The sequence below is a fragment of the Mesorhizobium sp. ORM8.1 genome (genome assembly GCF_053005525.2).
Map to the genome: position 1 here is coordinate 2,546,137 of NZ_CM132600.1, position 11,869 is coordinate 2,558,005.

The 11,869-nt window shown below is 58.8% G+C and carries 9 protein-coding genes and 1 pseudogene; 6 read left to right on the forward strand and 4 right to left on the reverse strand.

Going from position 1 to position 11,869, the window contains the following annotated elements:
* Positions 1 to 614: 614 nt before the first annotated feature.
* Complete coding sequence (locus tag ACVDG8_RS13075) at positions 615 to 1,919, reverse strand: lysine N(6)-hydroxylase/L-ornithine N(5)-oxygenase family protein (RefSeq protein WP_447255032.1); 1,305 nt, start codon at positions 1,917 to 1,919, stop codon at positions 615 to 617.
* A gap of 1,337 nt (positions 1,920 to 3,256) precedes the next feature.
* Between ACVDG8_RS13075 and ACVDG8_RS13080 the strand changes: the two genes are divergently transcribed.
* Positions 3,257 to 3,415, forward strand: coding sequence for a hypothetical protein (locus ACVDG8_RS13080; protein ID WP_447255033.1), 159 nt, complete (start codon positions 3,257 to 3,259; stop codon positions 3,413 to 3,415).
* A gap of 151 nt (positions 3,416 to 3,566) precedes the next feature.
* Here the strand turns inward: ACVDG8_RS13080 and ACVDG8_RS13085 are convergent, their stop codons facing one another.
* Positions 3,567 to 3,932: a hypothetical protein gene (locus tag ACVDG8_RS13085; protein ID WP_447255034.1), complete on the reverse strand. Its 366-nt coding sequence runs from the start codon at positions 3,930 to 3,932 to the stop codon at positions 3,567 to 3,569.
* On the opposite strand from ACVDG8_RS13085, the gene ACVDG8_RS13090 reads away from it, so the two are divergent.
* The 5 genes and pseudogenes from ACVDG8_RS13090 to ACVDG8_RS13110 all read left to right on the forward strand — a co-directional run bounded on the left by ACVDG8_RS13090 (position 3,925) and on the right by ACVDG8_RS13110 (position 9,672).
* On the forward strand, positions 3,925 to 5,010 hold the full coding sequence (locus tag ACVDG8_RS13090) for an HlyD family secretion protein (RefSeq protein WP_447255035.1): 1,086 nt from the start codon (positions 3,925 to 3,927) through the stop codon (positions 5,008 to 5,010). The two genes, ACVDG8_RS13085 and ACVDG8_RS13090, sit on opposite strands and share 8 nt — an antisense overlap.
* 31 nt (positions 5,011 to 5,041) lie before the next feature.
* A pseudogene (locus tag ACVDG8_RS13095) lies at positions 5,042 to 7,197 on the forward strand (peptidase domain-containing ABC transporter).
* A gap of 534 nt (positions 7,198 to 7,731) precedes the next feature.
* Complete coding sequence (locus tag ACVDG8_RS13100) at positions 7,732 to 8,193, forward strand: acyltransferase family protein (protein ID WP_455707739.1); 462 nt, start codon at positions 7,732 to 7,734, stop codon at positions 8,191 to 8,193.
* A complete protein-coding gene (locus ACVDG8_RS13105) occupies positions 8,139 to 9,422 on the forward strand; it encodes an acyltransferase family protein (RefSeq protein WP_455707835.1) in 1,284 nt (427 codons plus the stop codon). The genes ACVDG8_RS13100 and ACVDG8_RS13105 overlap by 55 nt, the downstream gene beginning before the upstream one ends.
* Entirely contained in the window at positions 9,310 to 9,672 is a 363-nt protein-coding gene (locus ACVDG8_RS13110; RefSeq protein ID WP_447257323.1) for an SGNH hydrolase domain-containing protein, read from the forward strand. Before ACVDG8_RS13105 ends, ACVDG8_RS13110 begins: the two co-directional genes overlap by 113 nt.
* 757 nt (positions 9,673 to 10,429) lie before the next feature.
* Here ACVDG8_RS13110 and ACVDG8_RS13115 read toward each other — a convergent pair.
* Both ACVDG8_RS13115 and ACVDG8_RS13120 read right to left on the reverse strand, forming a co-directional pair.
* Positions 10,430 to 11,314 carry a universal stress protein gene (locus ACVDG8_RS13115; protein ID WP_455707836.1) on the reverse strand — a complete coding sequence of 295 codons (885 nt, stop codon included), beginning with the start codon at positions 11,312 to 11,314 and terminating at the stop codon, positions 10,430 to 10,432.
* A 97-nt stretch (positions 11,315 to 11,411) separates the two neighbouring features.
* On the reverse strand, positions 11,412 to 11,807 hold the full coding sequence (locus ACVDG8_RS13120) for a winged helix-turn-helix domain-containing protein (protein ID WP_455707740.1): 396 nt from the start codon (positions 11,805 to 11,807) through the stop codon (positions 11,412 to 11,414).
* Positions 11,808 to 11,869 lie beyond the last annotated feature (62 nt).

The window sequence follows — 11,869 nt, forward strand, 5'->3', positions numbered from 1 at the left end:
CATTTCACTGTATCGTCGGCGACAAATTGGCCTCAGCTCGTCGAGCAGCAGCACTGCGGCGCCGAGTCGAGAGCTGGTAACCCGACCACTGGTCGCGCGCGCGACTGCCTGCCGGCCGACTCATGCTGACCTCTGCTCCTCGAGCGCGGCCATTGGGGCCAGGGCCGAGTCGCTGCCACGGGTGCTGCGCGTGCTGTTTGCCAGACGTCGGAGGCGGCTTGCACGTCCGATATTTTCGTGACTGAGCTTGGAAGCTTGCTGTGGGTATGCCGTGCAGGTATTCGCCTCTGCTCCGCAGGGACAGTCAGCGGCCCGAGCCGGGTCGCGGCTTTCCTTGAGGCCCCCAATCATTGCCTCACCCGATCCAGCCACGACACGCGTTGCAACGGGCGGGAGCCCTTTACTCCGCCGGCTCATGGATGGGCGTCAAGACCACTGCGCAATTCGGAGTGAACGACGTAACACGATCTTTACGGCCGTAGGGCAAGCGCACCCTGGCAGGATGGCAGTGCGCCGGCTCAGCCACGATGACTCGGGAGAAGGCTTCGGCCCTCGCTGAAGCGAACGACAGAACATTCCATAGATGCCGCCGTCGGTGACGAGTAGTCACCGGGTCATATCCCGCTGCCCATTTCTTCTGCGACATTTTGGGACCAGTCCTCGACGGAGTTAGGGCTGATGAAGCCGGGACACTCGGTGTTCGCGTGGGGTGCTCGGCCCAGAAGGCTGTCGAGGATGCGGCGCGCTCGCCAGGCCAGCAGACTTGGAATCGGATCAGCCGGCCCGCGCTGCCCAAGGCTCGCGTTCTGTACAAAGATGCGTCTGTCAGGCGGTCCGTCCCAGCACACCGAGAAATCCTCGCGAATGACGAACTGATCGTCTATCCGTTCTAGCCGGTCCGCCATCGGTTCCAAGAAGCCTGGCACCGCGTTCTCGTAACCGCTGGCCAGGATGACGACCTCGGCCGTGACTTCTTCGGCCTCTCCCATGCCGTGCTGCAGGGTCAGCCTGTGACCGGCGCCGGCGTTGATACACTGCGAGATGGTGCAGCCCGGCCGCAGTGTGATTTTGCATCGGTTTGCCTCGAGAAATGCGTGGCGGTACAGCGCCTGATAGACAGTCCGTAGGGTGTCTTCCGAAATAGCCTCCGAGGCAAGGATGAAGCGCCGAAGCAAAAGGGTCCGCTGCGGCTCGCTCATCGCCACGAAACGATCCGAAAGGCACGGCGTGAACAGCTCGTTTGTGAACGGGGTGTTGTCGACGGGCAGGTAGTTTTCGCTTTGCGAGATCCAGGTGATCGTGGCAGGCCGCCATTCTTCGGGACGGCCGACCAGATGCAACAGCATCTCGGCTCCCGACTGTCCCCCACCGACTACGCAGACATGCTTGTTATGCACCTCAGGATTGATGTGCACCATTTCAGATGAATGGAACAGGTTGCGTCCAGTCCAGCCCTGAAACTCAGGCGGAATTCGCGGCTGCCTGCCAATGCCCACGACAACGTTTCTGGCGCCGAGAACCGCGTTCACCGTCCGCACCCGAAACTCACCGTCAAAGCGGATTTCGCGCACCGCTTCGCCGCCGCGGACAAGCGGGTTCCTGTGAAAGGCCCAGTTCAGATATTGCTCGAACTCAGCTTTGAGCACGGCCTCGAACTGTGCATTCAGGAAGTGGTACAGACGCCCGTTCTCGTGCAGGTAGTTGATGAACGTGTAAGCTGAGCGCGGATTCACCAATGTGACCAGATCCTGGAAGCAGCTGACCTGGAGCTCCGATGAATCAAATGCGCTGCCTGGGTGCCAGCGGAAGGCGACTTGCCGGTCCAGGAAGAGCGCCCCTTGACCAACTTGCTCGTGTATCTGACATGCCAGGCTCAAATTAGACGGCCCGGCACCCACTCCAATGCAAGAGAGCTCCACTGGTCCTGCTCCTATTGGCCGTTCCGATCAGGCTATGTTCGCGGCGAATTTCGGCCATGGTCATTGGGCTCACACTCCGCGTTGGCGGTGTCGACCTCGGTGCCACCCGATCTGCTAGAGTTTGTCCCCAACTTCGTGTTCGGCTGTTAAGTGCAAAAATCCAAGCAAAGTCAGGTGATCTCCACTCGTGTGGTAAATTGTGAGGCGTGCGGCGGGATCAACTTTGTTGCGCCCGCTTTCATGATCGCATCTCGGTCAGGGACATACTTCCAACCGTATGCTGTGCTCTAATCAACAGCCCACCTCCAACACGATGCGGCCGTCTTTGACCGGCTTGAGGTGCACCAGAGCTTGGTCTCGAATGCGGCGACAGCATTTTTCCGTGAGCCTAATCGTAGGAGGACATCCGCTAATGTGTTCAAAAGATTCCCTGCATCGAGCGTGCCACAAGGAGATCGACTGATGTCGGACAGTGAGGAAACCGTACGCCGGGCCGCGCAAGTTTGCAGGTCGCCGTCCTCTCGCCGGCAGACTGTTTAAAGGCGAGCTCAGCACCAAAATGCCGAGGCAACAACGCGCAACACAGCTGTATCGTGCTCCGCGGGCGCTGAGTTGACCCACCCTGTGGATCGAGTCCTAAGGCCCCAAGCGGCCGATCCGGTCGAGTCTTGTGGCAGTCAACTGCGCCCCAGAGGACACAGCCTCGGTAGCTTAGGCCGTCCGACCACTATCCGACATACGGGTCCTGACCTCATCGGCAACCCAACCTGATGGACTTAGTCCTGCTTGTAGGTTTCCGGTTGTCGGGACCGCCATTCGCGATACTTTGCCGGTGACAAGCGCGCACTCCATGTAGCCCTTGAATGCGCTGAACAGGGTTCTGAGACGCTCCCCGTGGGATTGGGATGCCTTTTGAGGTTCTCTTTGCCTGGCACCACACGCTGACGACTGGCATCACGGATTCATTCTCTCTTGGGCTCTATGAAAGGACGACCGGCGATCTGCCGGCCGACAGGATCGTTGACTGATCTGCCTGTTCTCTATGGAGAACAATGAGGCCGACATATACGGAAGAGAGAGCATCCTTCAGACGATCAGAACGACCTTTGGTAGGCTGTTGTCAGATTTGTCGCGTTTGTCGAATTCGCGACATGGTGATGTTCGGCCCGGTGTGCGGCCGCGCTCGCAGCTAAGCCTCTAACGATGCATAAGCGCTGTTTGGGGTCTCCTGTGCAGTTGGCACGACCTTTGATGATCTCCTTGTGCGGCGGCACACGCTGCTACGGTGCAGCTATTGCTTCATCCCGTGATTTCAAGCTCTAGGAAAGGAGAAAAAAATGAAGACCAATATGCAGGCCTATGGCGTGACCGAGTTAACGCGCGAAGAAGCATGTGCAACGTCCGGAGGTTTCTGGCTGCCGCTGGCAGCATTTAGCGGAGTTGCCTCGTTAGTACTGAGTATAGCAGCCGTGATAACATATCTTAAGCATCATTAGGACGACCCATAATGTTCGCGCTGCTCTGGGGTTGACCTCGGTCAGCTCCAGGCAGCTGTGGCCTGGTTTGTCGCATTAGACAGCGTGATGTTCGGCCGACGCACTCTCAGTTGGGTTGGGAAAAGATATAGAGCGCCTTTTTGGCCTCTATTTACGTGGTCGGCATCGCCTTCGGCGCGGGGGAGTGCTGCCAAGCGGCAGAATGATCGCCGACATTCATCGTTGAATATTTCTGAAAATGAAAAACGATGAATACCGACATCAGTATACGGCTTGACCGCGTTGACCCGAGAGCGGGATCATCAACTTCCGGTGGTCTTTGGTTCATAGCCTCAGTTTCTGCCGTAGGATTTCGTTGGCGTAGTACGCGCCGAAAACATGGCGGATGATTTTCATCATCATAGATCAATATCATTGTAACCAGCGAGATCGTCATCAATATCTCACTTAATCCTGAACTCGCCAACTGCACTGCAGAGAGCATCCTTTCTCGAGGATCAGAGAGAGCTTTGCTCATCTACAAGATCATTGTGCTCTCTGTAGCTGCGGCCTTGGCGTCTCTGCCTTTCATCACAGTAACCGTGTCTTTCCAAAGTGCCGGTATTATTCGGCCGACCGTCGAGAAGACGCCCCTAGTCGCACCCGTCTCCGGACGCATCTCCCGTATTCTTGCAATTGAAAACGATCCGGTTGCCCAGGGGCAAGAGATCCTCGCCCTCGATGATAAGGTTATTCAGGAAAAGCTCAGGGCAGTTACAGGCGATCTTCGCGCAAAGAGCGATCTTGCCCGTGACCTCGAAACCCTGATCTCCTCCGGTACGCAAGCCGACGACCCGATCCGCCTCTGGACCGCGTCCGCCACAGCCGAGCACGCACATTTCCTCAACCTGCTGCGGGAGAACAGTTACGCCCGCAGTAATGCCGTCGCGGAACTCGAGCGTGCTCAGCGACTGCTCTCCTCTGCTGTAGGACCCGCAAAGGCCGTTGAGGAAAAGGCTTTCGCCCTTCAGACAATTGAGGTTCAGGGCGAGATCCTCGCGCGGCGCAAATCCGCCGAATGGAACCAGCAGCTTTTTGATGTCAACCTACGGCGCAGTGAGCTTACGGCCGACTTGCATCAATTGGAGAACGAACGGGATCTGACACGCATTCGAGCCCCCGTGGCAGGCGCTCTCCAGCAGTTCACAGCTCTCAGTCCAGGCAGCTATGTCCAGGCTGGGCAAACGGTCGCTTGGGTTTCTCCCGACGGGGAATTGGTGGCGGAAATCTACGTTTCGCCCAACGATATCGGTTTCGTGCGCCCAGGCCAGTCGGTGCATCTCCAAGTGGATGCATTCAACCCCAATCAATGGGGTCTCATAGACGCGAGAGTGCTGAACGTGGCGCAGGACTTTTCTCTCCATGACGGGAGACCGGTTTTCCTAGTCCGCTGCGCGCTCTCTCGTCGCCATCTGGCCCTCAAGCACGGGGCAATCGGTCACCTGAAGAAAGGGATGACCGTGCGAGCCCGCTTCCTCCTGGGCGACCACACTCTCCTGCAACTCCTCTACAATGAGGTTGATGTTTGGCTCAATCCGCTCTTGGCGGGACACTGAATCCGACATTCCAAACAGCCAGCGAGCCACCATGTCGAGCAAAGTCATCAAGTTCAAGCAGCGCGACATCACGGATTGTGGAGCCACCAGCCTTGCTTCTGTGGCGGCCTTCTATGGGTACAAGCTGCCATTGCCGCGGATCCGGCAGTATGCCTCGACCGGTCGCTCCGGCACGACTGTGCTGGGCCTAATGGAAGCGGCCCGGAAGCTTGGCTTTGTTGCCAAGGGGGTGAAGGGTGGCTTCGACAGCCTATACAAGATCCCCAAGCCCGCCATCGCGCACGTAATCGTCAACGAGGTCCTGCACCACTTCGTCGTCATCCAGTCGATTGATGCTAGGTGGGTCACTATCATGGACCCAGCCTATGGTGAAATCCGCAAACTAGCGCACGAGGAATTCAAAAAGCAATGGACTGGCGCCCTGGTGCTCCTGGTTCCGGCAGACACCTTCAAGCGCGGCGACGAGACCACCTCCCCCTGCTTCGGTTCGCGCGTCTGCTTGCGTCACACAAGGCTGCGATGTCGCAGGCTCTCGTGGGGGCGCTGGTGACGACGATCCTTGGCCTCTCGACGGCCATTTATGTCCAGAAGATCGTCGACCATGTGATTACAGGGGGCAACCGCAATCTGCTCAACCTCATGAGCGTCGCCATGCTGCTGATCTTGGTTGTGCAGATCCTAATCGATCTTCTCAGAAACCGGCTCGTCCTGCAAACGGGGCAGAAGATCGACGTCCAGCTGATCCTCGGCTACTACAATCACATCCTGAGCTTGCCTCAGAAGTTCTTCGATAGCATGCGCATGGGCGAAATCGTCTCCCGCATGAATGACGCGGTGAAGATCAGGAGCTTCCTGAACGACGTCTCGATCAACATGTTCGTCGACGTGCTAACGATACTGTTCTCGTTAGGGCTGATGTTCATCTACTCGTGGCAGATCGCCTTGGTCGTGGCGGTCTCCATCCCCTTGTACCTTTCAGTCTATTGGACCATCAACCGGCTGAATAGGGGCCGCCAGCGCGCTATGATGGAGAACGCTGCCGAACTGGAGACGCAACTGGTGGAATCACTCGGAGCTGTCTCCACGATCAAGATCTCCGGCATGGAGAGCTTCGCCAACTTTAGGATGGAGACCCGCTTCATCAAAATGCTTCACTCCGTCTACAGCTCCGGCCTGATCTCGATCTTCGGAAACAGCACCTCGACTTTCCTCGCAACTCTCTTCACCATCGTGCTGATGTGGTACGGAACGACGCTTGCCCTGGATCAAACCGTCACGCCCGGCGAATTACTGTCCTGCTATACCTTGCTGGGCTATGTCACCCGGCCGGTTGCCACCCTCATTCAGACCAACCGGGTCGTTCAGGAAGCTTTTATCGCGGCAGATCGCCTGTTCGATATATTCGACCTGGAGCCGGAAAGCGGTGGCGACATCGACGCCACCAAATGCGGCATTGGCGACATCCACCTGGGGAATGTCACATTCCGCTATGGCGGGCAGTTGGACCTTTTCCAGGATCTTAGCGTCACCTTGCCCCGCGGAGGAATGACTGCGGTTGTGGGTGAAAGCGGCTCGGGCAAGAGCACCCTTGCGGCGCTGCTGCAGAATGTCTACCCCCTCGAGGGTGGGCACATCCGGATCGGCCCCTATGCCATCCAAGACCTCTCGACCGTATCCCTGCGTAAGGTTGTCGCTGCGGTGCCGCAATCGATCGACGTGTTCTCGGGCTCGGTCATCGACAACATCGCCCTTGGCGAATTCGAGCCTGACATCGAGAAGATCCATCGAATCTGCGATCAAACAGGGCTGAAGGATGTGATCGAGCGCTGGCCCGGTGGCTTCCAGGCCTATCTCGGCGAGGGCGGCGTGCGCCTCTCCGGGGGCGAGAAGCAGCGCCTAGCGTTGGCTCGTGCTTTGTACCGGGATCCGGAGATCCTGATCCTCGATGAAGCGACGTCCTCGCTCGACTCCGTCGCCGAGGCGTTTGTCCTGCGGGTGGTTGAGGATCTGCGTCGGGACGGCAAGACTATCGTCGTCATCTCTCATCGACTGAGCACCATACGTGGAGCCGACAAAATAGTGGTCTTGGACAAGGGGCGCGTCGTTGCGGAGGGAAAGCATGCTGATCTGGTGACAAGCGAAGGCGCCTACGCCCGCTTGTGGCGAGCGCAAAGTGAATCCAGCTAACAGGCTGGGGTGGGGTTTGATCGCAGAATCTCCCAAGACCGTAAGCTAGGGTGGCGTAATGTTGTTGCTGTCCGGCCTCAGGAGCGCACTCCAAATCAGCGGCCGCCCGTCCTCTCATGAGATCTTTGTATCATGCGGGCGGTCTGCCTTTGCCGCGCGGAGCTGGTCAGGATTGCGCAGCCGCGGCCAACGCGGATGGCACTTCGCAGTTTGATGGGATGATCAGACCAGATTATTGAAGCCCCAGGACGGTCTTGTCGATTTCGCAATGTGGGCAATGTTGGTTGTGATCCACGCCTCGCACTGTCCGCGAAAGCTCTTTTCGCCCAGCAAGTCGGCTGGAAGGCCCGTTCTTAAAAGCGCTTTCTGAAGGTAGAACCTGAATTCGCGTCGGGATCGGTCTAGCGTCGAGTTCTTAGTCGCAGTTGATGGCCGCATTCATACCGTAGATGCGCTTCATCGAAACGATCGATTTTACGAACAGCAACGAACATGAAAAACGCTGCTCGTGACCTTCTGAGGACAATCAGCTGCATGAACTACCGAGCGGATATTAGCGGTCTACGGGCCGTCGCCGTTGTTCCGGTTGTCCTATATCATGCTGGGTTTTCAGCGGTCAGCGGCGGGTTCGTTGGGGTCGACATCTTCTTTGTGATCTCCGGATTCCTGATAACCTCCGACATCATCGAGCGGACAGACAGAGGCGAATTCTCGCTGCTGGACTTCTATCACCGCCGTGTTGGACGGATCTTCCCTGCCCTGTTCGCGATGCTCGCCGCCTGTTTTGCGATGGGGTGGTTTGTGCTGCCGCCGGGAGAGTTCATTGGCTTGGCTAACAGCGCCATCGCCGCAGCGATTTCCGCCAGCAACTTCTTTTTTACAGCAACACCAACTATTTCACTGAAGGCGCGACCTCGCTGCCGCTCCTGCACACATGGTCGCTGGCCGTCGAGGAGCAGTTTTATTTCCTGTGGCCCTTTGCGGTTGTACTCATGATGAGGTGGCTGAGACCGTGGGCGGCAATCATTGTCGCGGCGCTGTGCGTGATGTCCATCTACGCCGCTGAGCACTGGCTCCAGAGCGATCCGCCCTTTGTTTTCTACATGCTTCCGACACGCGCTTGGGAACTGCTCACGGGCGGGCTGATCGCACTGCCTGTTGCTAAGGCAATGAGGCCAACCCAAACGATTGCGGAACTCCTCGATGCCTCAGGTCTGACGCTCATCACCGCTTCCATCTTCCTGCTCGATCAGGATACGCCATTTCCCGGCCTCTACGCGCTTGCTCCCTGTGTTGGAGCGGCGCTCATCATCGGAGCCGGCTTTCACCGCCAAACATTAGTCTCAAGAGCGCTGTCGATCGGGCCTGCCGCCTTCATCGGCCTCACATCCTACTCGCTCTACCTCCGGCACTGGCCGCTGCTGGTCTTTGCTGGCATCTATCGAAATCGCGAATTGTTCGTCTCTGAACGTGTCGCCATCGTGATGGCCGCTCTGCTCGTTTCTGCACTCTCATGGCGCTTTGTCGAGCGCCCGTTTCGCCGGAGAGCCACTGGTTGGAAGTGGATGGCAGCGACGGCCGGCTCGGTGGCTGCCGTGTGCTGCCTGTCTCTGGTGATCATCAACAGCTCCGTCTTCCCCAGTCGGGGTCCTGCCGGCAGCCCGACTGTGCAAGCGCTCAGAGCGGAAAGAGCCAACTTCCAAGCGTCTTCCTGCCTCCAGCGTGGTGGGCTCATCACCAAGGCAGGCGAATGCATCCTCGGCTCCGGCATTGTCGCTCCAAGGATCGTTTTGTGGGGCGATTCTCAGGCTGCCCATCTTGCCTCTGCATTGGACGAAGCCGCCCGCACGACAGGCGTGCGCGTCAGACAGATCACAAAAGCGGGGTGCGCTCCTTTTCCCGACATGAGGATGCTACCCGCCAGTCCGCTAAGAGCGGATTGCCCGGCCTTCAATTCGTCCGCGCTCCAATCGGTGCTTGCCGATCCCAACATCACACTCGTGATCCTGGCAGGCCGCTGGAACGCCTACTCGGGGCATGGAGGCAGCTTCCTCTCGAAAGACGGAAGCTGGCCTTCGCCAGGAGACTTCCAATGCCAACTTCACGTCCGCCATAAAAGAGACCGCTGCCGCACTGGCGACCCATGGCATCCAAACCGCCGTCGTTGGACCATCACCAGAAGCGTCCAGCGATGTGCTGACTTGCCTCCTTTGCGGACTTCATGAAGGGCAACGCGCCGTGCTCTACCATGCCGGCCGAGAGGTCTTGGCAGAACAATCAATCCTCGCGGATCTCCTGCCACGAACCGTACGGTTCATTCCCATAGTCCCAGCTTTGTGCGGGCAGCAAAACTGCCCGCTGAGATCAGAAGACGTCTTCTACCTTGACGCGATTCACCTTTCGCGGGCGAGCCGGCATGTCCTTGCTCCAATTTTTGCCAAGCTCATCTCTTCGTCAGTCATGAATCTGCACTAAGCTTCCGGAGAAGCGGATCGCGCGCATGGCGCGGTGGAAAGCGGGCTAAGCCTCGGCGAGGATTGCAGCGAAGTTTCCGCATGGCTGTCTGCCGTCAGTGCAAAGGCATCACGATCCCGGGCCTTATCGGGTCCTGCCGGTCGAGTTATGCGGTTCACAGCACCCTCACCGCCGCACTGATCCATGCCAACCGCTAGCAGCATTCTGTTGTGGGCGGGTATGGTTCGGCTTTCCCCGGCGCCCGGAGAAAGCGGGCGCGGACAAGCAAATATTCCCGTGGCCGCCCCTAACGGGCGGAGTGCAACGCTGAGCTGCTCGAACTCACGCGGCTTCAGGATGTGGATCACGCCGTGGCGCTATTGCCTCGACAACCAGGCCAGTCGGGGAACAGTGGCGCCCCCGCCCCTGATCTTCGACGCGTCGCGCGCGGTATTGTCGGCGGACATGGTCTGCCACGGCGGTGCTGGCCGGCGGCGAGGGGTCGGAACTCGGCCGCCGCGCTGAAACGCCTCTTTCTCTCAACCTAGAAACCGTGGTTGCGGGAGCAGCGTCCCTGCGCGGCGCTCGGTATGCGCGTGCGGCGTCATCTCGGGTTGGCGGAACCCAGGCGCAATTGAAGGGGGAAATATTCGCGGTAGCACCGCGTCAGATGGCTGCAAGGGGCTTCTCGCCGTCCCCTTTCTTCTCCAACTGGCATCAGAATAGGTCACCGGGAAGAAGCAGAGCGTTGAACAGCATATTTGCAACTCCCGACGAGTCAGCGCGCCAAAAACAGCGGCAATGTCGGCTTCTCGAATATCCATCGCGTCACACCGCCAAAGAGCCGCTCCCGTAGTCGGCGGCTGCCATAAGCGCCCATGACCATCAATTCGGCAGACGTGTCGATTGCGTGCTGGGCAAGCACCGTGGCGGCCGATTTGCCGGCACTTGGCAGTAGGTCAACCGACACCCGAACACCGTGTCGAGTGAGATAGGCAGCAATGTCGGCTCCAGGCTCCGCGCCCTTCCCGTTGTAGTTCGCCTTCGGGTCGACCAGGGCCACACGAACGTCCTCAGCAACGCAGAGGAGACCCAGCGCTTCGCGAACCGCACGGGAAGCCTCGACGCGCGGATCCCAACCGACCAGGACGCGCCGTGGCCACAGTGTTGCCTCAGCCCCCTTGGGCACAACGAGCACCGGCTTTCCCGTATCGAACAAGCAGCCGTTGACGACAGGAGGTCCGAGAGTCTCGTCATTGAGAAGGCCCGGCCCGATGATCGTGAGGTCGGAACAGCGCGCCCGCTGTCGTGCCAATTCACCCAGGCTAGCCGGATCGCAGCAGTCGGTATCAATGTCAAACGAGAGCGACATGGATCTCAGCAGGTTCTGGAGATCTTTGGAGCGTCTTTCCAGTTTGGCCACGTCCTGTGTAAATCGTTCGATTTCCCGAAAACGATCGTACAATCTGGCAATTGCCAGTCCACGTCCCACAGGCCATTCGGGGACACCATTTCCGATCGGATACGACATGATGAGCATCGGAGGCGGTAGGATCAGTACGGAAAGATGCGCGCCGGCTTCGGCACACAAGCCGGCGGCAGTTGTGACGTCCTGATCGGAATGGTCAGCGCCGGTCACGCAGAGGATGCTTCTAAAACCCATTTGCCTGCCTTTGTTCTGGGCGTTCGTTTTGTGCCGTTCTGGCTGCAAGACCGGCTCACAGCGCGATGGCGGGGGGCCACCACACCCGGCACTTGATTCAGCCGTCCGGCTTATCGAGCGAGTAGCCGGCCGACCTGACCGTGCGAATGACGCTGCCGGGCAAAGCCGCCTGAAGGGCTTTTCTGATCCGGCTGATATGGACATCGACGGTGCGTGCCCCGACATGGATGTTGGGCGGCCAAGCCGCGCGGATAAGTTCGTCCCGGCTGAAGACCTTCCCGGGGGCTTCAATCAAAAGCCGCAGCACGTTGAACTCGATGGGTCCGAGATGGATGTCGTGACCATTACCGCGAACCTGGTGGGCGTCGAGCTTCATCTCGAGGCCGCCACAGGACAGCCAGCCGCCATTTTCAAGACCATTTTCACCCCGCCTGGGCAGCCCCAGCTTCGCCCGCAGACAGTCCAGCAGCTTGGCCGGCGCGATCGGCCGCACAAAGCTCTCGTCTATGCCAGCCTTGAGGAGGCTGAGGTGCTGGTCCTCGGCACCGGGCGCGA

Coding starts and splice junctions, on each gene's coding strand:
- ACVDG8_RS13100 (WP_455707739.1), top strand. CDS start 7,732: ATGAACTACCGAGCGGATATTAGCGGTCTACGGGCCGTCGCCGTTGTT.
- ACVDG8_RS13115 (WP_455707836.1), bottom strand. CDS start 11,314: ATGGGTTTTAGAAGCATCCTCTGCGTGACCGGCGCTGACCATTCCGAT.
- ACVDG8_RS13085 (WP_447255034.1), bottom strand. CDS start 3,932: ATGAGCAAAGCTCTCTCTGATCCTCGAGAAAGGATGCTCTCTGCAGTG.
- ACVDG8_RS13080 (WP_447255033.1), top strand. CDS start 3,257: ATGAAGACCAATATGCAGGCCTATGGCGTGACCGAGTTAACGCGCGAA.